Annotated in this window: 17 protein-coding genes; 13 read left to right on the top strand and 4 right to left on the bottom strand. The window is 64.9% G+C overall.

The window, feature by feature from the left end; translation table 11 throughout:
• The first annotated feature begins 70 nt into the window (after positions 1-70).
• From SPO_RS20880 to SPO_RS20870, 3 genes are all read left to right on the top strand, one after another.
• Complete coding sequence (locus SPO_RS20880) at positions 71-1,372, top strand: NAD(P)/FAD-dependent oxidoreductase (protein ID WP_011241988.1); 1,302 nt, start codon at positions 71-73, stop codon at positions 1,370-1,372.
• A 150-nt stretch (positions 1,373-1,522) separates the two neighbouring features.
• Positions 1,523-3,079, top strand: coding sequence for an FAD-binding oxidoreductase (locus SPO_RS20875; RefSeq protein WP_230981832.1), 1,557 nt, complete (start codon positions 1,523-1,525; stop codon positions 3,077-3,079).
• 16 nt (positions 3,080-3,095) lie between these two features.
• Complete coding sequence (locus SPO_RS20870) at positions 3,096-6,122, top strand: adenylate/guanylate cyclase domain-containing protein (RefSeq protein WP_011241986.1); 3,027 nt, start codon at positions 3,096-3,098, stop codon at positions 6,120-6,122.
• On the opposite strand, the gene SPO_RS20865 is transcribed toward SPO_RS20870, so the two are convergent.
• Positions 6,117-6,764 carry a Crp/Fnr family transcriptional regulator gene (locus SPO_RS20865; protein WP_051420474.1) on the bottom strand — a complete coding sequence of 216 codons (648 nt, stop codon included), beginning with the start codon at positions 6,762-6,764 and terminating at the stop codon, positions 6,117-6,119. The two genes, SPO_RS20870 and SPO_RS20865, sit on opposite strands and share 6 nt — an antisense overlap.
• Before the next feature lie 311 nt (positions 6,765-7,075).
• Here SPO_RS20865 and SPO_RS20860 point away from each other — a divergent pair, with 311 nt between their 5' ends.
• Positions 7,076-9,841 carry a S8 family serine peptidase gene (locus SPO_RS20860; protein WP_011241984.1) on the top strand — a complete coding sequence of 922 codons (2,766 nt, stop codon included), beginning with the start codon at positions 7,076-7,078 and terminating at the stop codon, positions 9,839-9,841.
• Here the strand turns inward: SPO_RS20860 and SPO_RS22690 are convergent.
• The gene (locus SPO_RS22690) at positions 9,775-10,419 is read right to left on the bottom strand and encodes a hypothetical protein (protein ID WP_144084102.1); all 645 of its coding nucleotides are present in this window, start codon (positions 10,417-10,419) and stop codon (positions 9,775-9,777) included. The genes SPO_RS20860 and SPO_RS22690 overlap by 67 nt on opposite strands.
• On the opposite strand from SPO_RS22690, the gene SPO_RS20855 reads away from it, so the two are divergent.
• Together SPO_RS20855 and SPO_RS20850 are read left to right on the top strand one after the other, a co-directional pair.
• Positions 10,394-11,854, top strand: coding sequence for a trypsin-like serine peptidase (locus SPO_RS20855; RefSeq protein ID WP_044029530.1), 1,461 nt, complete (start codon positions 10,394-10,396; stop codon positions 11,852-11,854). The two genes, SPO_RS22690 and SPO_RS20855, sit on opposite strands and share 26 nt — an antisense overlap.
• Entirely contained in the window at positions 11,854-15,153 is a 3,300-nt protein-coding gene (locus SPO_RS20850) for a hypothetical protein (protein ID WP_011241982.1), read from the top strand. Before SPO_RS20855 ends, SPO_RS20850 begins: the two co-directional genes overlap by 1 nt.
• Here SPO_RS20850 and hisD read toward each other — a convergent pair.
• Positions 15,150-16,451, bottom strand: coding sequence for a histidinol dehydrogenase (hisD, locus tag SPO_RS20845; RefSeq protein WP_011241981.1), 1,302 nt, complete (start codon positions 16,449-16,451; stop codon positions 15,150-15,152). The genes SPO_RS20850 and hisD overlap by 4 nt on opposite strands.
• Before the next feature lie 231 nt (positions 16,452-16,682).
• Positions 16,683-17,069, bottom strand: a complete 387-nt coding sequence (locus SPO_RS23010; protein WP_144084101.1) for a hypothetical protein — start codon at positions 17,067-17,069, stop codon at positions 16,683-16,685.
• Between SPO_RS23010 and SPO_RS20840 the strand changes: the two genes are divergently transcribed.
• The 7 genes from SPO_RS20840 to SPO_RS20810 all read left to right on the top strand — a co-directional run bounded on the left by SPO_RS20840 (position 17,059) and on the right by SPO_RS20810 (position 25,232).
• Positions 17,059-18,642, top strand: coding sequence for a multiheme c-type cytochrome (locus SPO_RS20840; protein WP_230981831.1), 1,584 nt, complete (start codon positions 17,059-17,061; stop codon positions 18,640-18,642). The genes SPO_RS23010 and SPO_RS20840 overlap by 11 nt on opposite strands.
• Before the next feature lie 33 nt (positions 18,643-18,675).
• A complete protein-coding gene (gene haoB / locus SPO_RS22350) occupies positions 18,676-19,683 on the top strand; it encodes a hydroxylamine oxidation protein HaoB (protein WP_011241979.1) in 1,008 nt (335 codons plus the stop codon).
• 101 nt (positions 19,684-19,784) lie between these two features.
• Entirely contained in the window at positions 19,785-21,263 is a 1,479-nt protein-coding gene (locus SPO_RS20830; protein WP_011241978.1) for a PLP-dependent aminotransferase family protein, read from the top strand.
• Between the two features lie 6 nt (positions 21,264-21,269).
• A complete protein-coding gene (locus SPO_RS20825) occupies positions 21,270-23,270 on the top strand; it encodes a heme lyase CcmF/NrfE family subunit (protein WP_011241977.1) in 2,001 nt (666 codons plus the stop codon).
• Positions 23,267-23,833, top strand: a complete 567-nt coding sequence (locus SPO_RS20820; protein WP_011241976.1) for a DsbE family thiol:disulfide interchange protein — start codon at positions 23,267-23,269, stop codon at positions 23,831-23,833. The genes SPO_RS20825 and SPO_RS20820 overlap by 4 nt, the downstream gene beginning before the upstream one ends.
• Positions 23,830-24,282 (top strand): cytochrome c-type biogenesis protein, encoded by a 453-nt coding sequence (locus SPO_RS20815; protein WP_011241975.1) that lies wholly within the window; start codon positions 23,830-23,832, stop codon positions 24,280-24,282. Before SPO_RS20820 ends, SPO_RS20815 begins: the two co-directional genes overlap by 4 nt.
• On the top strand, positions 24,282-25,232 hold the full coding sequence (locus SPO_RS20810; RefSeq protein WP_011241974.1) for a tetratricopeptide repeat protein: 951 nt from the start codon (positions 24,282-24,284) through the stop codon (positions 25,230-25,232). The genes SPO_RS20815 and SPO_RS20810 overlap by 1 nt, the downstream gene beginning before the upstream one ends.

Raw genomic sequence — 25,232 nt, 5'->3', positions numbered from 1 at the left:
AAAATTTGATCATATCTGGAAGCCCCCCGGATTTGCTGCTATAGCAGGCGGCGAAACAGGGGATGAGATGATGGACCTGCTGACCGTAAACGACCGCCCCGGGCAATACCCGCCCTCGTATTATGCTGCGCATGCAAGCACGCTGGACCCGTTCCCCCGGGCCGCAGGCGCGCTGACTTGCGATGTCTGCGTTGTGGGCGGCGGATTCACCGGGTTGTCGGCGGCGCTGCATCTGGCGCAGCGCGGTTATGACGTCGTCCTGCTCGAGGCGCAGCGGGTCGGTTTCGGCGCCTCTGGCCGCAATGGCGGCCAGGTCGGTCAGGGCCAGCGGCTGGACCAGCAAGAGCTGGAAAAGATGCTGGGGCGGGACCATGCCCATGCCCTGTGGCAGGTGGCACGGCAATCAGTCGATCTGGTGCGCGACCTGGCGGCCTCGGATCTGGTGCATGCCGATTTCCATCCAGGCATCATTCATGCCGATCATCGCGAACGCTTCGTGTCGCACAGCCACGACTATGTGCGCCATATGCACGAGGAATACGGCTATACCGCGATCCGGGCGCTTGACCGGGACGAGATGCGGCATCTGGTGGCGTCGGATGCCTATCACGGCGGTTCTATTTACGACGATGCGGGCCATATCGACCCGCTGGAACTGGTCCTGGGCCTGGCACGGATGGCGGTGGCCGCCGGTGTGCGCATCTTCGAGCGTTCCAAGGTCAGCACGCTCACCGAGGGCGATCCGGCGCTTCTGCGTACCGATGACGCCGAGATCACAGCGCGCCATGTGGTGATGGGCTGCAACGGCTATCTGGGCCGGCTTGACGACCGGGTGGCGGCGCGGGTCATGCCGATCAACAACTATATCATCGCCACCGAACCGCTGGGGCCCGAGCGGCAAGAGGCGCTGATCCGCAACAACCATGCGGTGGCCGACAGCAAGTTCGTGATCAACTATTTCCGGTTCTCCGACGATCACCGGCTGCTGTTCGGCGGCACCGAGAGCTATGGCTATCGCTTTCCCTCCGACATCGCCGCCAAGGTGCGCAAGCCGATGCTGGAAATCTTTCCGCAGCTGGCCGATGTGCGCATCGACCATGCCTGGGGCGGGACGCTGGGCATCACCATGAACCGGATGCCGCATTTCGAACGACTGTCGGGCAATGTGTTGAGCCTGTCGGGGTTTTCCGGCCACGGCGTCGCCCTGGCGACGCTGGCGGGGCAGATTGCGGCGGAAACCATCGCCGGACAGGCCGAACGCTTTGATCTGATGGCACGCGTTCCGGGGCGCCCGTTTCCGGGCGGTCCGGCCCTGCGCACGCCGCTCTTGATCCTTGCCATGCTGTGGTTCAGCCTGCGCGACCGGCTCTGACATTTGCGCCAACCAAGGCGAGCCGGATCAGAAATTTCGACCTAAACGTGAGAAGCGATTGCAAAGTGTGGGGTCGCTCTTCTACGATGCCCCCAGATATTCTCAGTTTAGGACATAGCCGTGCTTTGGTATGATAGTCGTGCGCAACGTTTGCGTGAAAGATCCGCAGTTTGGGCCCAGAACCAGAAGACCGATCCGGATTTCGATGGCCTCCCCCCGAAATACGCCGAAGAGCTTCAGAAGAACATCCTGGGCACCGTGGTGTTGCCGGGCGATCCCGAATACGACACCGACCGGATGCTGTCGAACCCCCGGTTCTCGGCCTATCCGCAGGTCATCGTCTATTGCGAGGTCGAGACCGACGTAGCCGAGTGCCTGCGGGTGGCGCGGGCGCTGTCGATGGCGGTCGTGGTGCGCTCGGGCGGGCACAGCACGGCGGGCTTCTCGTCGCAGAACGGGTTCCTGATCGACGTCAGCCGAATGAACGATGTCTGCATCAGCCCCGAGGCGCTGCGCGCCTGGGTCGGGCCGGGCACCAATTTCGGCAAGTTCAACGCCAAGCTTCTGCCCTATGATCTGCACACGCCCGGCGGCGCCTGCCCCGATGTCTGTGTCGGCGGGTATATGCAGGGCGGCGGCTATGGCTTTACCGCGCGCATCTTCGGCATGAACTGCGACCAGGTCGAGGAAATCCGCGTGATGATGACCGACGGTCGCATCGTGCATGCCAATGCCGAGCTGAACCCCGACCTGTTCTGGGCGGTGCGCGGCGGCACCGGCAGCAACTTTGGCGTGCTGTTGGGGGTCAAGTACCGGCTGTATCGCGGCTCGACCTTCGCGGGCTTTTCCGTGCGCTGGTCGATGCAGACCGACGCGGGCGTGCAGGATACAGCGACCTCGCTGGCCTGGCTGCAAGAGAACTTCATGCGCACCGGTGCGCCCGACACGATGGGCTATCAGATGATCTGGGCCTTCGAGGGGCCCGAGGGGCAGGCCAAGGAACCGGTCCTGCTGATGCGGGGCATGTATCGCGGCACCCGTGAGGAATTGCAGGAGAAGCTGGCCCCGGTGCTGGCGCTGCCGGGCGCGACCTTGCAGGCGATTTACGATCCGCAGCAATATATCGACCTCAACCGCATCCTGCTGAGCGAACCCTACGAGGTACCGGAATTCCCCGCCGACATGACGCCGATGCCGCCGCCAGAGGCAAAGATCAGCCGTTATGTCGCCAAGCCGATCGACGCGGCGGGCTGGAAGGCGCTGCTGGACTATTTCCGCACCTCGCCCAGCCCCTATACGATCGCCGCGATGGAGATCTATGGCGGCGCGATCGCCCGGATGCCAAAGGGCGAAAACGCATTCTTTCACCGGGATGTGTATTGCGACCTGTTCTTCGACGTGTTCTGGCTGACGGAACAGGAGAAGGAAACCATGCTGGCGTTCATCGCGGGTTGGGAGGCAGCCTTTGCTCCGCATTGGACCGGGCAGAGCTATCAGAACTATCCCAGCCCCGATAATCCCGGCTTTGCCGATGAATACTGGGGCGATACCTATTGGCTGTTGCGTCTGATCAAGCACAAATACGACCCGATCAACCTGCTGCGGTTCCCGCAGAGCATCCAGCCGCTGGAATGGCATCCGCCGGGGCCGGGTTTCCCGCCGGGTTTCCGTGGGTTCGAAGATCCGATCCAGGCGATCGCCGGATAAGGGAGAAATGACCGACATGTCCCGAACCATCGGCTCTGTCACCTCATGGCTGGCCGATATCGGCCTGGAGGTATACGCCGAGCGGTTCGAACAGGCCGATATCGACCTGGAGGTGCTTGAGCATCTGTCGGATCAGGATCTGACGGATCTCGGGGTGACTTCTCTGGGGCACAGGCGCAAGATCCTGGCCCGCATCGCCGATATGCGCGATGCGGAATCCATTGTTGCGCCGCCCGCCCCGGTCGAGGAGGATCAGAGCGAGCGGTTGTATCTGACGGTGGTGTTCTGCGATCTGGTCGGCTCGACCCAGCTTGCCCATACGCTGGGCGAGGAGCGGTTCACCGATCTTCTGGGCGAGTTCTATCGCGCCGTGGATGGCGCGGTGGACCGCTATGGCGGGCATGTGGCGCAGTATCACGGCGACGGTGTGCTGATCTATTTCGGCTATCCGCAGGCGCTGGAGGATGCGGCGCTGCGCGGCGTGATGGCCGCCTGTGAATCCTGCCGGCAGGTCGGTGCGATCGCTGTTCCCGGCGCGCTGCCGATGCAGGTGCGGGTCGGGGTCGCTTCGGGGCCGGTGGTGATCGGTGACCGGCAGCTCAGCCAGAACGCGCGCGGCGGGCGGGCCTATGGCGCCGTGGTCAACCTGGCCGCGCGGCTTCAGGCCGAAGCGCAGCCGGGCGGGGTGGTGGTCTCGGACACCACGGCGGCCTTGGTCAAACATCATTTCGACCTGAATTTTCTCGGCCTCCGGCATCTCAAGGGGATCGACGAGCCCGCGCCCGTCTATGCGGTCGAGGCGCGCCGGACCCCCGATCTGGGCGTGGCGCTGCTGGCCCGTCCGAACCGGGTGCCCTTTGTCAACCGACGGTCCGAGCTGGCACGGCTGTCGGCCTGCTGGAACGCGGTGGCGATGGGCGCCTTCAACCTGATCACCGTGGCCGGAGAGCATGGCATCGGCAAATCGCGGCTGGTGGGAGAGTTCCTTGACCGGTTGCGCCGCGAGGATCGCCCGGTGCGCCATGTCAATTGCCCCCAGCAGGGACGCGACACACCCTATGGCGCGTTCCGGCTGCTATTGGATCACGATCCCAACCTGCCCGCCGCAACAGCCTTGCTGGCCGAGCTGGAGGCGGTGCCCAAGGCCACCCAGGCCGAGCGGCGCCAGCGCCGGGCGCGGGTGATCGGGTTGCTGGCCGATCATTTCGGCCAAACCGAATCCGGCCCCAAGGTGCTGTGGATCGACGACCTGCAATGGGCCGATCCCTCGACCATCGAAGTGCTGCTGACGTTGGCCTCGCGCCGACCGCCGGGCCTGATGCTGATTGTCAGCGCCCGCAATGCGCTGCCCGATCAACGTCTGATGAAGGTCGACGGGCTGGTGCCGATCTCCTTGGGTCTGATGTCGCCCGAACATACCAACAGCATCGTGCGCGAGGTGCTGGGTGACGTGCAGGGCGCCGAGGCGCTGGTGGCGCCCTTGGTGGCGCGGGCCGAGGGCATCCCCGTCTTTGCCGAGGAACTGGCGCTGGAGATGCGGGCACGGCTGGCCGGGCCCGAGGATGTCGATGCGGAAAACCTGCCCGATATGTCGGTGCCCTCCAGCCTGCAACAAAGCCTTCAGGCACGGATCCGGCGGCTGGTGCGGGCGCGGCCGCTGCTGCGGCTGGTGGCCAGCATCGGGCGCGAGGCACCGGTGCCGCTGCTGCGCGATCTCTGGTCTGGACCGGGTTCCATCGAAGAGGCGCTGGACGAGCTGATCGCGGCGGGCCTGGCCGAGCTGCACCTTGCCCGTGACAGCCAGCACGAGAACCGTCTGATCCTGCGGCACCAGATCCTTCAGGACTGTGCCTATGACATCATCCTGACGCGCGACCGCGAGCGCATCCATACCGCCATTGCCGAGGCGCTGGCGCGGCGCCGCGCGGCGGGGCAGGCCGTAGAGCCGACCTTGATGGCCGATCAGCTGGAACGGGCCGGGCGCCTGCGCCCCGCGGCCGAGCTTTGGGCCGAGGCCGGGCGCGCCGCCGCCGCGCAATCGGCCGATGCCGAGGCGGTGGCCCTGTTTCGCCGGGCGCTGGCACTGGTGCCCCGGATCGGCGCCACCGAAGGCGACTGGAGCGACCAGTTCGAGGCCGACACGCTGCTGGCGCTGTTCCCGGCGCTGATCGGGGCCAAGGGTTATCGCGCGGCGGGTGAGGATGTACTGAACCGGATCAACGCGCTGATCGAGCGTACCGGCGGCAGCCAGCGGGTGTTTTCGACCATGTTCTTTCGCTGGATCGACATCTGCGTGCAGGGCGATATCGACGCGGGCCACGAATTTGCCGCCGGTCTGGCCGATATCGCGCACGCTGACCCGACCGGGCTGCATGCGCTGGTGCTCGACCGGATGCTGGGGTCAAGCCATATGTTCCGGGGCGAGTTCGACGATGCCCGTGGGTATCTGGACCGGTTCCTGGCCACCTATGACCCGGCCCGCCATGCCGACCCGTTGCGGCCCTTTGGCGCCACCGACAATCATGCGACCGTGCTGTGCTGCGTGGCTGCGATCGAGGCCTTTACCGGCACGCCCGAGACCACGCGCGCCGCCACCGCGGCGGCGCTGGCGGCAGCGCGCGCGACCGAGCTGACCCATACGTTGTGCCATACGCTGACCTTTGGCGCGGCCTTTCCGGCGGCGATCCGGCGCGACTGGTCCCAGTTCCGGATCCATGCCAGCGAGCTGCGCCAGCTGGCGCAGGAGAAAGAGCTGGCCTTCTGGCTGGTCTATGCGCGGATGCTGACCGGCATCGGCGATATCGCCGCCGGCCGGGTAGACGAGGGGCAGGCCGAATATGCCTATGGCAGCAATGTTCTGGGCGCGCAGGGGTTCGAGTTCCTGCAACCCACCTTTCGGGTGATCCATGCCCTGGCCGAGGAAGCGGCGCAACGCGACGGGCCCAGCGGCGATCTGGCGTCATTGGAACGGGCGGTGCGCTCGGGCGAGCGCTGGATGCTGCCCGAATGTCTGCGGCTCAAAGAGCGCTGGGGCGCATCATAGCCCTTCGAACAGCTGCTCGATATCGGCGATCTCAAGCCGCCGACGCCCGGTTTCGATGACACCTGCGGCAGAGAGCCGTGCCATCACGCGGCTGACCGCCTCTCGCGTGGCGCCGATATAGTTGGCGATCGCATCATGGGTGGGGCTGGGATCCAGCACGCCGCCCGGTTTCAGCTGCCGCGCCGCCTGCGCCTGCTGGATCAGCAGCGCGCGCACCCGTTTGTCCACGTCATGCACCACCAGGCCGAACACCCGTTCGGTCAGCACCCGGTTGCGCTCGGCCAGGTCGATGGCCAGGTTATGGGCCAGCCGGGGTTCGCGCGCCATCCAGTCGAGCAGGCGCTGCGCCGGCATCCGCGCCAGAACCGTGGTTTCGGCAGCCGAGATGGTCAGCGAGCGGGGTCGCCCGTCGAGCGCCGACAACTCTCCGAAATAGCGCCCGGCGGTGATCTCGGTAAAGGCGACCTCCTTGCCGTTGGGCGACAGGAGCAGCCCGACCAGGCGGCCCCGGACCACCACATACATCTCGGTCGAGGTTTCGCCCTGTTCCATCACGGTCTGGCCGGTATGCACCGTCACCAGCTCCAGGTCGGCGGCGAACCGGGACAGTATCTCGGCCTCGAGCCCGGCCAGAAGCGACACCCCCGCAAGCACTGTTTCAAGGGGAGGGAGGGCGTTTCGGCTGGTGGGGCGCATGCGGCGCTTTCCCTTTCGAGCGAGCGGTGAAATCGGGATACTGAAAAGAGTCAGGCAGAGGAGTACTGCCTTGCTTGGCGAATGCCAAGACCCTGAGCCCCGTCCGCCCCATCATGCGTCGAACACAACGCAAGGTAAAGCCGGGCGTTCATATGCCCGCACCGCGAGAGGGTTTTTCTTCTTTTTCCGGCCCGCCGGTGCTAGGCTGAGGGGATAGTTGATATGCATTTTCTGTTTCGCATTTGGAGGAGACCGCCATGCTTGACCTGTTGAAAGCCGCGGCACGGGTGGCGACGCCCACCGGGCAGGAGGCGCTGCCCACCGACATCCTGTCCTTTACTCTGGAATACCCCGAACCGGTTACTGCCGAGGCCGCGCGCGGCGCCATCGCCGCGCTGCTGGAAGGGGACCGGTTCGATCTGTTCCCTGCCACCCAGGCCGATGACGACATGTTGATCCTGCAGTTTCCCGGCGTGCCGATCGAACAGTCGCCCGGATATCTCTTTGCCGAGGCGGCTGCGCTGAAAGAGGCGCTGGATCTGGTCTCGGTCACGCCTGATATCCTGCCGCCCTTTACCGATGCCGAAAGCGTGCCGCCGCCGGTCGAAAACGTGGGCGATGTGATCTGGGACCTGTGCCGTGCGCATACGCCGCCGCTGGCGGATCGCAACTGGGCGCTGCGGCTGATCAAGGCCGACCGGGCAATGTCGCGGTTCGGGGTCACCGGGGCCGGGCAGCGGATCGGCCAGCCCGATACGGGCGTGGCCGCCCATCACGAGCTGAAACACGGTGTCGACAAGGCGCGCGGATACAACTTTGTCGACAACACGCCCGACCCGACCGACCCCCTGTTGCCCTCGATGGGATCGCCGGGCCATGGCACCGGCACCGCCTCGGTGGTGATCAGCCGCCGCTCGGGCCGGGTCAATGGCAGCGCGCCGCGCGCCTCGCTGGTGCCTCTGCGCACCAATAACGCCGTGGTGATCGGATCCTGGGCGCCGGTGGCGCGCGCGTTGGACCACGCACGGGCACAGGGCTGCCGGATCGTGACCATGAGCCTGGGCAGCGGCTTTGCCCCCCGGCTGATCCGCCGCGCGGTGGCGCGCGCGGTTTCGGCCGACATGATCCTGCTGGCGGCGGCGGGCAATTGCGTGCGTTTCGTCACCTATCCCGCCTTTGACCGCAACGTGATCGCGGTGGCCGGGGTGGATCATGCCGGCCGGCGCTGGCGCGGGTCGTGCCGGGGCCCCGAGGTCGATATTGCCGCTCCGGCGGAGAATGTGCATGTGGCGCGCCGCCGCCCGGGCGAGACCGATCTGAGCGATGTGACCGATACCGGGCAGGGTACCTCGTTTGCGGTGGCGCTGACGGCGGGGGTGGCGGCGCTGTGGCTGGAACATCACGGCTGGACCGCGCTGCGACAAGAGGCGCGGCGCCGGGGCCTGCCGCTGCAGGAACTGTTCCGCGCCGCCCTGCGCCAGAGTGCAAATGCGCCTGCCGGGTGGGATCACTCCCAGATGGGCGCGGGCATCGTTGACGCCGAGGCGCTGCTGGCGCTTGATCCCGCCGATATCATGGTCGGCGCCGCCCCCGAAAGCGCCGGTCCCGCCGAACTGCTGTTCGGCGCCGATTTCGACGCGGGTGGCCTGCAGGCCGAGGCGGAATACCTTGCCTTCGACTGGCGGCTGCGCGAACGGCCCGAGGCCTCGGCCACGGTCGAGAACGCGATGCGCGAAATGCCGTCTCCGGCGCTGGCTGCGCTGCTGGGTGACCGGCAGCCGCTGGGCGAGCCGGGGCTGGTGTTGGCCCCCGCCGCACCGCCCGCGCCGCTGGACCGTGCCTTTCGCCGGCTGGCCGCCGGGCGCGGCGGCACCACCGAAAGCGCCGCCGATCTCAGCTATGAGGCCTCGGTCGACCGGCTCAGGGGCGAGGGGCTGGACACGGTGATGGAGACGGTGAACGAGCTGTTCCAGGCCCGTGCCGAGTCCGCCCCCGACCTGGTCGACACCGACATGCAGGCCGAAGCGGCGGACAAGATCCGCCAGGCGGTGCAATCGCATCTGGACCCGGATCGCGACGTGCGCCTCAGCCCGGGCGAGGTGGGCTTTGCGCTCGAGGCGCTGGTCAAGCTCAGCGGGCGGCCTGCGATCCGGGTTCAGGCGGACGGGTCCGAACTGTTCGATCCGCTGCTGGGCACCTGGCGGGCCGATCTGCTGACGGCGGTCAGCCGCTGGCAACCGCTGGTGCGCGCGGTGGGCCGCATCGACGCGCGCAATCCGCAAGGGGTCTGGGTGCATGTGGGCACCGGGTTCCTGCTGGCGGACGGGTTGGTGATGACCAACCGCCACGTGATCGACGCCTTTGCTGAGCCGATGCCCGAGGAGAACGGCCAGCGCCCGTTCAAGCTGCGCTTTCCGGTCTCGATCATCTTCGACCCGGACGCCGCCGACGAGACCACCCGCTATACCCTTACCGAGGTGGCGACGGCGGGCGGGGCACGGATCGGGCGCACGGTCAACATGGCGCGGCTCGACATGGCGCTGATGCGGATCGACCCGGACAATGGCCATGCTCCGCCGCCCGACCCGATCGACCGGGGTCTGATCTCGACCACCGATCTGGCGCTGACCAAGATTCTGGTGGCCGGCTATCCGGCCGAGCCGCGCAATGTGCGCGGCCCCGACCCGCGTCAGGACCAGGATACCTATCTGGCGTTCTGGGCGCGGCTGGGCGAGCTTTATGGCGACCGCTACGGGGTGAAATACATCAGCCCCGGCATGATCGAGGCGCGCCCGGGCGCGGTGACGGGCGATCCGCGCGGCTGGGCCTTCAGCCATGATGCGACCACCTTACCCGGCAACTCGGGTTCGGCCATCCTGTCGCTGCACAATCCGGGTCAGCTGTGCGGGCTGCATTTCGGCGGGCAGTCGCTGGAAACCAACCTGGCGCATGATATTCAGGCGGTGCTGGGGATGGGCGACGGGGCCTTTGCCACCGGGTTGCTGAACGGGCAGGGGGAATGACGGAACAGGACTGGACCGAGGAACGGCTGATCTCTTGCGTGCTGGGCGTGGTGCGGGGGCTTCATTTTGCGCGCCCGCAGCTGCGCGGCTGGTACGATGGCTGGCTGGCCGCCAGGCGTCTGCCGGGGGCACCGGTCAGCTTTGCCCATGCGATGGTGGTGACCGGGCGCGGCGGCGGGCTCAACCCGGCCCGCGACGGCGATGCGCTGTGCCTGGCGCTGGCCGCGCTCGGCGGGCCGCAGGCGGTGGCCGACTGTTTCGCCGCCGCCGTGTCGGCGGGCCTGTTCGATATCGGTGCCTCGGATCCCTTGCCGGTGCATCGCCGTCAACTGGCGCAAAAGATGATCAGCGCGCTGGGGTTGAAGCGCGCCCATGCCACGCTGCAACGGGCCAATACCGAAGCCCTGGTCGACGAGACCGCGTTCTGGACCGATCCCGGCAACATCCTGCCCGGCATCATCCTGGGGCGCAGGCGGCTCTGCCGGGTCGAGGCCCTGAACGAGATGGGCGACCGGGTCACCGGCAGCGGCTTTCTGATCGGGGCCTTCGACGGTGCTGACCAATTTCCACGTGATCAAGGATATGATCGACCTGCCGCTGGAGCCGGGCGATCTGCAGATCCGCTTCGACTATTCCGCGACAACCGGCATCGAAGAGGGCAAGGGCGCGGTGTTCGACGTGGCCGAGGACTGGTTGATCGCCCACAGCGAGACCGGGCCCAAACTGGAAGAGGATTACGCCTGGGACAAGCTGGCCAAGCGGCGCGCCTGGCTGCGCGCGGTCGATGGGTTCTGGGACTATGCTGCGATCCGGCTGACCGGCGCGCCGGGTCTGCAACGGGGTTGGTTCGATCTGGCGCGGGTAACGCAGGACGTGCCGAATGGGGTTTGGATCCTGCATCATCCGGGTTCGGAGGAACACACGATCACCGGCGGCAAGGTGGTCTATGGCCAACCGCGCCAGCAGCGGTTGTTTCATCAGGCGACTACGGCGCGTGGCTCCTCGGGCGGGCTGGCGCTGGACCAGAATGGTCAACCGGTGGCGCTGCACTATCTGGGGCTCGAGGCCCTGACCCCTCCGCCCGATGCCCGTCATCATCCCGCGCTCAACGTGGCGGTCCCGCTCACCGCCGTCGCCGCCGATCTGGCAGCCAAGGAGGTGCTGGGCAAGCTGGCCGAGATCCCCGGCCTCAGCCCGGTGGGGGGCTGTCTGGACGGGCGCCGACCGGTCTTTGGCCGCGCCGATTACATCGCCGCGCTCGAGCAGCTGTGGAAGGGCGACCGCCGCATTCTGCGCGTGCATGTGGAATCCCACGAGGAGGTGGCGGTCACCCGCCCGGGCAAAAGCTTTTCGGTCGAGATCCTGCGCGCGCTCTTTGCCGCGCCCGAACACCATCATATCGTGTTTCGCGCCGGCGACGTACAGGTCGATGCCTATCGCATGGCCTGCGATACGCTGGCCAGCTTTGCCCCCGATGCGGTGGCCAGCCTGCCCGAGGCACCCGACACCACCACCCCGGCCTATGTCAAACGGCTGGTGTCGAAGTTCATGCAGCAGGTCAGCGACCGGCTGGGCGACCGCATGGTCTGGATCCTGCTTGACGATCTGGACCGGCACGACCTGTCCGATGCCTCGGGGCGCGAATTCCTGTCGACGCTGTATGAACAGATCGGGCGGCAGGACAATCTGCGGCTGGTGTTGATCGGCTTGCGCGAGGATATCCAGATCAACGGGCTCGACCCCCAACTGGTGCTGCACTCGGCCATTCGCCTGAGCGACCTGTCCGATCCGGGGCAGATCTTTCGCGAATGGCTGAACATGCGCGGGGCGCGGGACAAGCCCTTTGACGAGACCAGCCTGCGTTTCCTCAGCAGCATCATCGCCTCGCTTGCCGGGTCCGAGGCGCCGCTGGAGCGGATGTCTGACTTTGTCGAAACCCATGTGGCTGGCGCGGCGGATGCGCTGTTCGGGCGGGTCGGCGCCCGCGATCCGCAGGGTCTGGAGGGCGAGTGATGCGGCAGGCCCTGATCGACCTCGCACAAGAGCTGAGTGCGGTGTGCGGCTGTTACGAACCCGACGCCTTGTGTGATGCGCTTGGGGTCGAGGACCGGCCCGACCTGCGCCATGATGTTCTGGGCGCGCTGTCGCGCGGCGTGACCGAGGTTCTGTGCCCGGTGCCGGAAGCGTCCCCCCGCTATGGCTGGATGTTGGCGCCCGATCCGCGCGCCGCCGCGCTGCGCCGGTTTCTGACTCGGGCGCAGCTGGATCAGGCGCTGGAGCTGGCGCCCACGCCCTGGCAGGACGATCTGTTCGGGCAGGTGCTGCATCAGCTGCTGGCCGGTGCGCAGGTCGAGGTGGCCCGGCCCAAGGGCAGCGACAACGAGACCCGCCTGCTGACCCATCTGCGCCACAACGCGGCCATTCTGGACGCGGTACAGTTCGCCCGCGCGGTGCCGGCGCTGGATGCTCGCGCACTCGAAACGCTCGAAAGCGAGGCCAAGCGGCAAATCCAGGAGGTGCAGAAATGGCGCGATCTGGTCATCGTGCTGCCGCGCCGCCATTTCGGCTATGACAATATCCGCCGGCGCCTGTCGCACTTTCTGCGCGGCAAAACCAAGGACACGCGCCCGCTGTTGCTGACCGGCACAGGGGGCATCGGCAAATCGGCGGTGCTGGCCCGGCTGTTGCAGGATTGGCAGACGCGGCGCGATGCCCCGATCACCGTGATCCTCGATTTCGACCGGCCACAGCTGAAAACCGGCGCGCCGTTCCAGATCGCCCGTGAGATCCTCAACCAGATTGCCGTCGGCGTGACCCGCACGCTGGACCCGCCCGAAGCCGCCGCCAATGTTTCGAAACAATTGCGCATGCGGCGCGCGATGTTGTCCTCGACCGACCTGATGGGCGAGGTGCGCGATCACGGTGCCCAGGCCGATTTCCTGGAAAGCCAGCTGCCCGGCTGGTTCAGGGGTGATTGGACGCATGGCCTGCGGTCGCAACCCATCGCCCTGGCCTTTGACAGTTTCGAGGCGGTCGACCGGCAGGGCGGCGAGGTGGTGCGGTTGATCCTGGCGGTCGAGGAACAGTTCCGCCGCGAACTGCCGGGCCTGCGCTGTGTGCTGTCGGGCCGCGCCGAACCGCTGGAAGGCGAGGAGCTGGACGACCGATTTGGCCCGTCCTCGCGCCGGATCACGCTGGATGGCCTCTCGGTCGAGGCGGGCGCGCAGCTGATCGAGGAAGAGGATCGGCGCCTGTCCGAAGAGGACCAACAGCGCAAGGGTATCGACCGCCCACCGGTGCTGACCGACGAGACCCTGCGCCGCACTGTCAGCCGCCTGCTCAAGGGGCACCCGCTGGCGCTGTTGATATTTGTTAAATACGCGCGCACTCATGACGGTGATATCGCCGACCTGATCGCCGATCTGGAAGAGGACGGGGCCGGGGCCTTTCGCTCGGAATTTGCCCATCGCTTCCTTTATGAACGCATCCTCGACCGGATCGACGACCCTGAATTGCGCAGCCTGGCGCATCCCGGTCTGGTGCTGCGTCAGATCAATACCGACCTGATCCGCTTTGTGCTGGCGGTGCCCTGTCTGGGTCTGCCCGAGGGCACCGTGTTGCCCGAGGGCAGGGCCGAGGCGCTGCGCAAAAAGCTTGAGAATGAATACTGGCTGGTCGATCCGGGCGAGCCGCCCTTTGACCTGCGTCACCGGGCCGATGTGCGGCGGATGATGGTTGCTGGCCTGTTTGCCGGCCCGCGCGAGGCCGATACCGCCGCCGACCACAAGCGCAAGGCGCGGCTGCGCGAGGATGCGCTGGCCGTCTGTTCCGCCGCGCGCGACTATTTCCGACTGGGCCCGCCCGACGGGTCCGATGAGGGCGCCCGCCAGCGGTGGCAGGCGATGGACCCCGAGATGCGCAATCTTCACGCGCTCTATTACGAAGCGTTTCTGTCGCCACGGGATGTGCCGGAATTCGATGCTCAAACCGCGCGCGCGCTGGATCTGTCGTTGGGCGAGGATCTGGAAACGTTGCCCGCCGCCTGGCGGGCGCGGGTCAATGTTCTGCTGGGCCGGGTGTTGAGCAAGGAAGAGGCGTTCGACCTGGGCGACGATCTGCGCGAGCTGGCCGAAAAGCAGGAATTCACCTCGGCCGCGCAACATGGGCTGAGCACGGCGGACGAGGATTTCACCACCGTCAGCGAAGCCAGCGAAAGCCGCGCCGGTGATCCGCTGGGCGTACGCGCCCATGAGGATGTCTATCGTCCCGACGGGTCCGACTGGCGGTCCGCCTCGCGCCTGTCGCGCGACATCCAGCGCGCCTTTGCCGCTGCCCGCTTTGCCGAGGTGGCCGATCTGGCGCCGCGCTATTTCGAGGCTCTGGAGTTTCGCAGCAACAAGGAGATAGCTGAAGATCATGCCGACGCGATGCAGCGCGGCTACTGGCGACACCCGATGTGGCAATGCCTGCTGGTGGCGGGCAGCGGGGTCGAGACATCCGCGATGGCCCAGGCCGCCAGCGTCTTTCTAGACTCCGCAGATCATCAGCGCGCCTTGCCGGGCGTGATCGCGTTCATTGCCCAGCAAACCGATCCGATGCAACGCCACAAGGAACTGGATGTTCTGCAAGGCGCTGATTTCAAATCCTACGTGGATGCCTATCGCATGTCCGGGAGCATTCTTGACGGATGGCTGGGACGCAAGACCGCCTTGATGGCGTCGGGGCGGGGTGTCCCCTTGTCAGGCAAACCCATTTCTCGCTCTCCGCGTGCCCTGTCGCTGGCGGCGGGGCGGGCTGGTCGGGCGGAGGAGGAATTTGGTGCACTGTTCGAAGCCGCCCCCGATCTGGCCGGGCGGCTGGAGAAATTCTGGGCGCATGGCGCGCCGGGGATTTCGGATATCACCGATCTCTATCGTCAGTTCGGCGAGGAAGAGGACCTGACCCGGTTGCTGGCCAGCGAAGCGCTGCCGCAAACGGACCTGGCGTTTCGCATGTTCCGGGGGTTGAACCCCGACCTCTACCCACCCTTGCGGCGCATCCTCGAGGAGCAGGAGGGCGAGGTGGTGCTTCGCCTGGCCGAGGCGCTGGCCCAGCGGGCCCGCCATTGGCCCGAAGAGCTGCGGATGTCGGCGCTGAGCGGGTACAGCCGCAACCAGTCGGCGACACTGGTCGAGGTGGCCGATCAATGCGGCGAACTGGGCACGCTTTGCGCTTGTCTCGCGGAGTTCGACAGCCGCGCGGGGACCGTGCGCGAGATGTTCGACAGCCTCAGCGCCTGGTTCTTTCCCTTTGCCCGCGATCTGGAAATCTAGCCGTTCAACCGGTCGAGCCGGGCCTGAACCGACAACCCATGCGCTTCGAGGCTTTCCGAGCGCGCCAGCTGTGCCGCCGCCGGGCCGATGGCGCGCAGCGCCTCGGGTGTCATTCGCGACATTGTGGTGCGCTTGAGGAAGTCCATCACGCTCAAACCGGATGAGAACCGGGCCGAGCGCGCGGTGGGCAGCACGTGGTTGGGGCCGCCGACATAATCGCCGATTGCCTCGGGCGTATACTGACCCAGGAAGATGGCCCCGGCATGTATGGTCCTGGCCGCCAACGCCTCGGGGTCTGAGACGCACAGCTCCAGGTGCTCGGGCGCGATACGGTTGGACAGCGCCGCCGCTTCGTCCAGGTCGGATACGGTGATGACGGCGCCGAAATCGCGCCAGCTGACCCCGGCGATGGCGCGGCGTTCCAGCGTTTCCAGCCGCTTGTCCACCGCTTCGGCCACGGCCCGGCCAAAGGCGGCATCGTCGGTGATCAGGATCGACTGGGCGCTTTCGTCATGTTCGGCCTGGCTGAGCAGGTCGAGCGCGATCCAGTCGGGATCGTTGTCGCGGTCTGCAATCACCAGGATCTCGGAAGGACCGGCGATCATGTCGATGCCCACCTTGCCGAACACCCGTCGCTTGGCTGCCGCAACAAAGGCGTTGCCGGGGCCGGTGATCTTATCGACCGGGGCGATGGTGTCAGTGCCATAGGCGAGCGCGGCAATCGCCTGGGCGCCGCCGATGCGATAGACCTCGTCAACGCCCGAGATCTGCGCGGCCAGCAGCACCAGCGGGTTGACCTGCCCATCGGGGGTGGGCACGGCGATGGCCAGACGACCCACGCCCGCCACCTTGGCCGGAATGGCGTTCATCAGCACCGAGGAGGGGTAGGAGGCCAGACCGCCCGGCACGTAAAGCCCCGCCGCCGAGACCGCCGACCAGCGCCAGCCCAGCCGCGCGCCGGTGTCATCGGTCCAGTCCGCATCCTGCGGCATCTGCCGCTCGTGATAGGCCCGGATGCGCGCGGCGGCCAGTTCCAGCGCGGCGCGTTCGGGGGCGGGCACCTCATCGACCGCTTGCGCGATCTCTTCGGTGGAGAACCGCAGCGACTGTGGCGTCAGCGCGACCCGGTCGAACCGCTCGGTCAACTCGATCACCGCCGCATCGCCGCGGGCGCGCACATCGGCGATGATCCCGGCCACCACCGCATCGACATCTGGGCTGTCCTCGCGCTTGGCACCCAGGAGGGCGGTAAAGGCGGTCTCGAAATCGGGTTGGCGGCTGTCGAGGAACTGGGGCATCGGGCTCTCCTTTGGCGGTGACATAACCGGACTGCCCGCCCGCCTCAAGCGTTAGGCGTTTCGTCACCGGGTGACAGGTGCCAAGCGTGTTCGCAGTATCGGTAACCTCGGCGAACGGGCAATTTATGAGTTATACATGACTCTCATTATCGGTTTCGTGGACGTGCCGCGGAGCGCGCTACACTGAAGTGTGACTCCTGTTAGAAATCAATGGGTTATCTTCAACCTGCTTCAGCACAAACGCAATTTTCGCTTTTGCGTCTCTTCATCGAATTCTCCTTCTCCCGCATGCGGGATCATAAATGGAAAATTCCAGCTTGAATTGGTCCGGTTTTCGGGACGCAGGTCGCCGCAGGTTTGCCCTTGCCCCCGTTCCGGACCCGTGCCGGGGCAGGGGGTCTTTGTGTTGATGACTGAGGCCCGAGGATCAAGCGATTCCGGGCGGCTGAAAAGCGCGCTGCTATCTTCGTAAGCTACTGTAATAAAGTTATTTATCGCCGGACCTATCGGAAATGATACCGGCGGCTCTACACCCCCGGCCCGCTTTTCCCAAAGATCCAGGCTGACGAAGTCCGTTGCCCGCACCATGCGCAGGGAGAGGAAAATGATGGCAGCCAAGTTGAATTTCCTGAACAAGATCCGGCCGGCGCTTTGTGTGTTGTTCAGCGCGTTACTGATAACCCCGGCCCGGGCGGAAATACCCGACGCGCTTTACACCGCGCTGGGTCTGGACAAGGATGTTGCGCCGAATGTGTTGTATGACGCGTTGGTGAAACGCTACCGCGATCCCGAGCAGGGCGCCGGTGAGGGCGCTTTTGCCGACCTGTGGGAGCCGATCCCGTTTTCGGCCTATATGGCGCCGCAGAATTTCTACCAAGGCCCGGATCTGGACATCGAGGTGTCGCGCACCGAATGCGTGGAATGCCATGAAAGCGTGACCCCGGGCTGGGTGCATTCCTGGGAAAACTCGGTGCATGGCAATCTGGACGAGATCCGGGGCCTGGATGCCTCTGACAGCCGTCATTACAAGCAGGAACTGATCGGGCAGGTCGAAACCAACCTGCACTCGATGGGTCTGCTGGAAGAAGGTCAGCGTCTGAATGATGTCGGTTGCATTGACTGCCACATGGGCGTGGGGGTCGAAAGCGGCAATCACAAGACCGATCTTTACATGCCGGATGCAGCGAGTTGCGGGCAATGCCACGTTCAGGAGTTTGCCGAGCGAGAATCCGAGCGTGACACGCTGGACTGGCCACAGGATCAGTGGCCGGACGGGCGCCCGAGCCATGCGCTGTCATATATCGCCAATGTCGAAACGGCGATCTGGGCCGGGATGGAGCAGCGCGAAGTGGCCGCAGGCTGCACCATGTGCCACACCACGCAGAACACCTGTAACTCCTGTCATACACGTCATGAGTTCTCGGCTGCCGAGGCGCGCAAGCCCGAGGCCTGTTCGACCTGCCACAACGGCGTGGACCACAACGAGTTCGAAAACTTCATGCTGTCCAAGCATGGCGTGATCTACAACGCGTCGGGCGACGAATGGGACTGGGAACTGCCGCTGGCGCAGGCCTTCGAACAGGGCGGGCAGACCGCGCCCACCTGCCAGACCTGCCACATGGAATATGAAGGCGAGTATGGCCACAACCTGGTTCAGAAGGTGCGCTGGGGCTTCAACCCGATGCCCGAGATCGCCGACAATCTTGACCATCCGTGGTTCGAGGAGCGTAAGGAAAGCTGGGTTGCCACCTGTACGCAGTGCCACTCGGAAAGCTTTGCTCGCTCGTATCTTGACGTGATGGATCAGGGCACGATCGACGGCATCGAGCTGGTGAAAGAAGCCAAGGTCATCATGCAAGGTCTCTACGATGACGGGATGCTGACCGGTCAGACCACCAACCGTCCGGCGCCCCCGGCACCCGATGAGGATGCGCCCGGTGGCTTCTTCGGCTTCTTCGCCAGTCAGGGCAACAATCCGACCGCGATTGATGTCGAATATGCCGAGATGTGGGAACAGCATATCATGAAGCACTTCAAGGGGCTGGCGCATGTCAACCCGGGCGGCTTCACCTACTCGAATGGCTGGGCCAAGCTGATCCGCAGCCTTGCCCGGATCAAGGACGCAGACACCACCCTGCGTGAGAAGGCCGACATGCTGGCCCGCATCAAGAAACTGGAGGAGGGCAATTGAGCCCTCTTCCCCTCCAAGGTGCCGGTGACTGACATGTACAGACTTCTCCCCTCCCGAACGATCGCTGTCCTTCTGTCGGTCATTGTACCGATGGCGGTTGCTGGTATTTTCTTTTTTTCCCGAGGCGGCAGTGTCGCCGATAACACGCCGGATCCCTACGCCTATAAGGTAGCAGAGGAGGAGCTGTCGGAAGAAACACGGCAACTGGCAGGTATGATCGAAGGCGCGCAGGCAAAGATCTATGACCTGACGGTGCCGGAAACCGATCTGGCGCTGGCACGGGCCGAGGTGATCGAATTGCCGGGCGGGCGTGATCTGATCGTTGGCTGGCAAAGCCGGGTGACCGAGCCTGTCCTGCGGTCGGATATCAAGCCATCCGAGGAAATTGCGCTGATCACGGCGCTGAAGTCGCATCTGCCCGAGGATGCAGTTGTTCTTGCGATGCCGGATCTGTCGGATCGTCTGAGCCAGTTTGCGCCCAGTCACTATCCGCTGGCGGCGATGGCGGGCCAGCAGGCATATCGCGCCCCGGCGGGCACCGAGGATACCGTTCTGAGGATGGAAAAGCGGTGGCTGGGCGAACGCTCCGAAACCGAGCAGCCGGAATTGTTTCGTGACTTCATCGACGCAATGGTGGCCGAAGATGCCTATGGTCTTGCCCGGTTGCAGGTTATGGCCGGGGGCAGTGAAGCTTACATCGCTTTGCATGTCCGCGACAGTTTCGATGTGGGCATCACCGCACCGGACAAGATCCTGGTGGGGCTCAAGGATTTCCCTGGCGGCACCCATGCCCATGACGTGACCCGGCAGGTCAAGACCTGGATCGCCGATCAGGATTATGCCGCCTACACGGTCAGCCAGATCGGTGATGACACGATCCGGAGCTACTTCCTGGCCGATGCCAAGGACAAGGCCACGCTGCTGGGGCAGCTGTTGCCGTTCAACACCGCCCGTGTCGGCCTGGTGCCCGGAGCGAAGCTGGTTTTTCAAACCGGCGGCTACTGGGTCTACCGGATCGACCCTGTCGCGGCAACAAACTGAGATTTTCCAAAAGCTTAATTGTGGACTCATGAAATTCGTTAACACCGGATCCATGCGCTCATAGAGTTCCTCTTAGTCTATGGTACCGGGGGGATGCGTCCGTGCAGGTTGTACTCAGAATCGACGAAAAAGATACGCGCACGCTGCAGCAGCAGGTTTTTCACCAGATACGTGCGCTGATCCTTGAGGGGCGTCTGCGCAGCGGTGATCCGGTTCCGGCCTCGCGGGAGCTGAGCCAGCAGCTGGGCGTATCGCGCAATACCGTGCTGATCGCTTACGAACACCTTCTGTCCGAGGGTTATCTGGAAAGCCGCGCAAATGTGGGCACATTCGTCAGTTCCGCCTTGCCGGAAATGTCGATGAGCACTCTGACCAGCCCCGCAAACGATCAGCCCTCGGAGCCGTCCGGCCAAAGCCCCGCGCCCGCCTGCATGCCACTGCTGGAACATTCGGTGATATCTCCCAACCGCAAGAAAGACACGGTGGATTTCTGGGTCGGGCGTTCGGACGGCTCCGCCTTTCCGGCGCGGGAATGGCGGCGCATACTGGACACGAAGCTGCGGCATGCCAAAGGCCAGCTGTCGGAATATCATGACCCGCGCGGTTTGCGCGAATTTCGTCAGGCGCTTGCCGATCACATCGGGCCGACGCGCGGCGTTCTGGCCAAGCCCGAGGATGTGGTCTGTGTCGGCGGGTCTCAGGACGGGCTGGCCCTGATCGCGCGGGCGTTTTCCCGCACGTTCAGGACCTTTATCCACGAAGACCCCTGTTACCTGGGCGCGCGTGCGGTGTTTTCCAATTTCAGCTATGACACGGTTGCGGTCCCGGTTGACCGGGATGGTCTGAGAGTTGATCTGCTGCCGGAGACCGGGCGTTCGCTTCTTTATGTGACGCCGTCGCACCAGTATCCGACGGGCGTTACCCTTTCGCTGGAACGTCGCCTGCAGTTACTGCAATGGGCGGAACGCACCGACAGCATTGTCATTGAGGATGATTACGACGGGGATTTCCGATACGAGGGCACGCCCCTGACAGCGTTGCGCGGGCTCGACCGTGCGGGGCGGGTCATCTATCTGGGGACCTTTTCCAAAAGCTTCGGGCCGGCGATCCGCATCGGTTATCTGGTATCGACCGCAGAGCTGTCGGATGCTTTCGCGATGTGGAAAGGCATCCTGAGCAACGGCCAGCCCTGGCTGGAGCAGGCGGCCATGGCGGATTTCATCACCGGCGGCAGCTTTCGCCGCCACCTGCGCCGTATCCGGTCGACCTATATGGCGCGGCGCGATCTGCTGGCCCGGGAGCTGACAACGCGCATCCCCGGAACTTCAATTCACGGAATGCGGGGCGGCATGCACATCTCGGCGCGGCTTCCGAAAGGGATCTGTGCCGAAACGCTGCAGAAAGCGGCGGCGGAACACCGGATCGCCATCTACCGCGCCCGGGATTGCGGGGCCTGGCTGTCGCCGTCGAACACGGATTTCGACGACCTTCTGGTGCTGGGCTATGCGGCGGTGTCCGACCGGAACATCAGGAAAGCGGTCGACGTTCTGGCGCACGCCGCGGAACAACAATCAGGATAGTGGCCCATGATCGAAACGTCGATAGAGCTTGGTCAGTTCGCGGTCAGCCTTGCCCTGATCCTGAGCGTATTTGGCTGCTTTCAGGCTGTGCTGGCGGCCCGGTCGGGGGCAGCGTCACGGCTGGTATCGGCCCGAAACGCAATCTTCGCAAACTTCGTGCTTGCGACGATTGGCTGCGCCGTTCTGATCCAGGCGTTCGTGACCTCGGATTTCTCGGTCGCCTATGTGGCGCAGAACAGCAACCGGGATCTGCCGATGCTCTACAAGGTGACGGCAATGTGGGGCGCGCATGAGGGCAGCCTGCTTCTGTGGCTGTGGTATCTGACGCTGTTTTCGGCCGCCGCAGTCTGGCTGCACTGGCGGGACTACCCGAAATCCATGCCCTGGGTGATCGCCACGCTGGCGGCGATTCAGCTGGGGTTCCTGGCCTTTGTCGTTTTCCTGTCAAACCCGTTCCTGACGCTCACGCCGATGCCCGGAAACGGGCGTGATCTGAACCCTCTTCTGCAGGATCCGGGCCTCGCCTTTCATCCGCCGGTTCTCTATCTCGGCTATGTCGGCTTTGCCGTGCCCTTTGCCTTTGCCATCGCTTCGCTGATCCGGGGTCAGACCGGGGTGGAATGGGTCACCGTGGTGCGCCGCTGGGTGCTGTTTGCGTGGACGGCGCTGACCTCGGGCATCATTTGCGGCGGTTACTGGGCCTATTACGAGCTGGGCTGGGGCGGGTACTGGGCCTGGGACCCGGTCGAGAACGCCTCGTTGATGCCCTGGCTCACCGGCACCGCGTTGCTGCATTCGATGATGGTGCAGGACAAGCGCGGGATGTTCCGGGCCTGGAACGTGTTTCTGGTGGTCACCACCTTCCTGCTGACCCTGCTGGGAACATTCCTGGTGCGTTCGGGCGTGCTGACATCGGTCCATGCCTTTGCCGTCGATCCCGGGCGCGGAGCCTATATGCTGGGCTTCATGACTGTCGCGATGGTGGTCGGTTACGGGCTGATCATTCTGCGGGCGGACCGGCTGCAGGATGACGGCGGCATCTCGTCACTTCTGTCGCGCGAGGCTGCGATCCTTGGCAACACGGTGCTGCTGCTGGTGGTGACGGCCACGGTCATGGCCGGTACGCTTTTCCCGCTGGTGGTCGAGGTCTTCTCGGACGCCAAGATCAGCATCGGCGCGCCCTACTATAACAAGGTCATCGTCCCCATCATGGTGGCGCTGGTCTTTCTGCTGGGGCTGGGGCCATCGGTGCCCTGGCGGCAGATGAGTGCGAAACGCTTCGTGGGCCGGTTTCGCCTGCCGCTGGCTTTTGCCGGGCTGACGGCTGTTGCCGCGGTGCTGGTCAGCGAGGCCGGGATCATCACTCTTGCCGCGATCTTTGCGGTAGGTTTCGCGGGCTTTGCATCACTGGCGGATATTGCCAGTGCGATTGCCGCTCGGCGCCGGGTGATGGAGCAGGGGGTGCTGCGCGCCACGGGCGACGTGCTGACACATTCCCGACAGCGTATCGGCGCGCTGATCATTCATTTCGGGGTCGTCATGATCGGGGCTGGCATGATTGCATCGGGCCTGTTCCAGACCACCCAGACCGTGGCCATGCGCATCGGCGACAGGGCAGAGGCGGGCGGCTACACGCTGACGCTGCGCGAGCTTCAGGATACCGGCAGCGCCAATTACAACGCGCGGGTCGCACGGTTCAGTATCAGCCGCGACGGGGAGTTGCTGTTCGAGATGGCGCCCGAAAAGCGATTCTATCCGGTCCGCGAAATGGCAACGACCGAGATTGCCATCCGGTCATCGCTGGCCGGGGATCTCTACATGGTCATGGGCGATGAGGATGGGCAGGGAACGGTTGTCGTCCGCATCTTCTGGAACCCGCTGGTCAACTGGATCTGGCTGGGATGGCTGGTTCTGCTGCTGGGCGCGTTGCTGTCCTTGTCAAAACCGTCGCGCCGGGCGGCGCGGAGCCGCACGCCCGAACCGATCGAAGGAGTGCCCGCAGAATGACGATCGAAGTCGATATGCCGCGCAAAAAAGGCGGTTTGGAGTGGAAGTTGCCGCTGTTGGCCGCGCTGGTGGGCCTGCCTTTGCTGCTGGGCATAGGCCTGACGCGGGACCCGAACCGTATCCCCTCGGCGCTGGTTGGAAAATCCATGCCCGCCTTTGAAATCCCCTATCTTCAGCGGGCCGGCATGCTGAATTCAGCGGAACATGCGGGCAAGCCGATGCTGCTTAATTTTTGGGCCAGCTGGTGCACCACCTGCCGGGTCGAACATCCGAAACTGGTCGAACTGGGCGTGCGGTCGCAACTGAGTGATGAGTTTTCGATCCTGGGCATCAACTATCGCGACGACCCGGCCCGCGCCGCCGGGTTCCTGAACCGCGAGGGTCATTTCGGCTATCCGTCCGGATATGACGAACGCGGGCGGTTGGGGATCGATTTCGGCGTCTACGGCATGCCCGAGACGTTTTTCATTGATGCGGACGGCGTCGTGCAGGCCCGTCATGCCGGGCCGGTCACGGACAAGGTGCTGGCGAAGTATCTGCCCCTGATCGGAGTTGATCCATGAAACGCCTGATGCTGATCCTGGCGCTGATCGTGATGTCGTTCCCCGCCGGGGCCGCGTCGGTAAGCGAAGACCCGACCGAGCCGCGTGTGCGTGACCTGGCGGTCTTGCTGCGCTGCCCGGTCTGTCAGAGCGAGAACATTCTGGACAGTCATTCCTCGACCGCGCGCGAGATGCTGGTGATCCTGCGGGAACGGATCGCCGAGGGCATGAGCGACGCCGAAATCTTTGAATTCTTCCGGACGAGATACGGGGATTACGTGCTGTTGTCGCCGCCGATGACGGGTCCTGGGCGCATTGTCTGGCTGGTTCCGGCGGGTCTGGTCCTGTTGGGGCTTGGAGTGTTCATGCTGATCCTGGCCCGGCACAAGCGGCGAGCCGCACGCGAGCTGAAGGACAGCGTGCTGATGTCTCCGCTGGACGCATCGGGGCTGAAGGGGATGGAGCTTTGATGGCTGATATCTTCACACTGATCCTTGTGACGACCGTCTTTGCCGGCATTCTGTTGCCGCTGCTGCGCCCGGGGAGTGACCGCGATCTTGGCGCCGGTCTTGAGGACACCGATCCCTCCAAGCAATGGGAGGCTGAGCGCGCCCGGTTGATCGAGCAGATGCAGGACAATGACATCGCGCTGGCCGAAGGGCGGATAGGGGTGGTGCTGTATGGCGATACGTCCAGCCGGCTGACCGCCGAGGCCAACCGGTTCGTTGATCGGCTGCGGAAAATGCGGCCTCTGGTGCAGCGCCCGGGCAGCCCGCAATCTCGTTCAACCGGCGACGGCATTTCGTTTCTGTCTGCGGCGGCGGTGGTCGTGGCGGCCCTGGGCGTTCACTTTGCGGCGAATGTCAATGATCTGGACATGACCGTTTCCCCCCATGCGACAGGCGCCATTCCGCTGGCCGCTGCCAGCGATGAGGTTCGCGACCCCGTCATGGCGTCACTGGGCCCGGACGGCGCGCCCAATATCGCCGAAATGGTGGGGCGGCTGGAAGAGCGTGTCTATGACGGCAATCCCACCGAAGACGACATTCAGATGCTGCTGCGCAGTTACCGCGTGCTGGAACGCGGCGAAGATGCCATCGAGGTCTTGCAGATCGCCGCGGAAAGGTTCCCGGGCAATGTGCAGTTCAAGATGATGTTGCTGCGCGGGCGTTTGCAGGACCCGGAATTCGACCCCAGCGAAGATCTGGTCCGGACCGTTGAAACGGTGCTGCAACAGGAACCCGACCTGCTGGAGGCGCATTGGTATCGCGGCCTGATCCAAGCGCGGCAGGGGCGGCACGAAGCGGCCCGCGAAACCCTGATGACCTTGCGGCCGAAACTGTCGGCCAACCCGCGGGCGGCGGGTGCGGTCGATGCGCTTCTGGCGCAGCTTGAAACCACAACTCAGTCAGACAACTAG

Source organism: Ruegeria pomeroyi DSS-3 (assembly GCF_000011965.2).
Lineage (GTDB): Bacteria > Pseudomonadota > Alphaproteobacteria > Rhodobacterales > Rhodobacteraceae > Ruegeria_B > Ruegeria_B pomeroyi.
This window is presented reverse-complemented; position numbering and strand designations above follow the sequence as displayed.

Coding starts and splice junctions, on each gene's coding strand:
- SPO_RS20880 (WP_011241988.1), top strand. CDS start 71: ATGGACCTGCTGACCGTAAACGACCGCCCCGGGCAATACCCGCCCTCG.
- SPO_RS20870 (WP_011241986.1), top strand. CDS start 3,096: ATGTCCCGAACCATCGGCTCTGTCACCTCATGGCTGGCCGATATCGGC.
- SPO_RS20860 (WP_011241984.1), top strand. CDS start 7,076: ATGCTTGACCTGTTGAAAGCCGCGGCACGGGTGGCGACGCCCACCGGG.
- SPO_RS20850 (WP_011241982.1), top strand. CDS start 11,854: ATGCGGCAGGCCCTGATCGACCTCGCACAAGAGCTGAGTGCGGTGTGC.
- hisD (WP_011241981.1), bottom strand. CDS start 16,451: ATGCCCCAGTTCCTCGACAGCCGCCAACCCGATTTCGAGACCGCCTTT.
- SPO_RS20840 (WP_230981831.1), top strand. CDS start 17,059: ATGGCAGCCAAGTTGAATTTCCTGAACAAGATCCGGCCGGCGCTTTGT.
- haoB (WP_011241979.1), top strand. CDS start 18,676: ATGTACAGACTTCTCCCCTCCCGAACGATCGCTGTCCTTCTGTCGGTC.
- SPO_RS20825 (WP_011241977.1), top strand. CDS start 21,270: ATGATCGAAACGTCGATAGAGCTTGGTCAGTTCGCGGTCAGCCTTGCC.
- SPO_RS20820 (WP_011241976.1), top strand. CDS start 23,267: ATGACGATCGAAGTCGATATGCCGCGCAAAAAAGGCGGTTTGGAGTGG.
- SPO_RS20815 (WP_011241975.1), top strand. CDS start 23,830: ATGAAACGCCTGATGCTGATCCTGGCGCTGATCGTGATGTCGTTCCCC.
- SPO_RS20810 (WP_011241974.1), top strand. CDS start 24,282: ATGGCTGATATCTTCACACTGATCCTTGTGACGACCGTCTTTGCCGGC.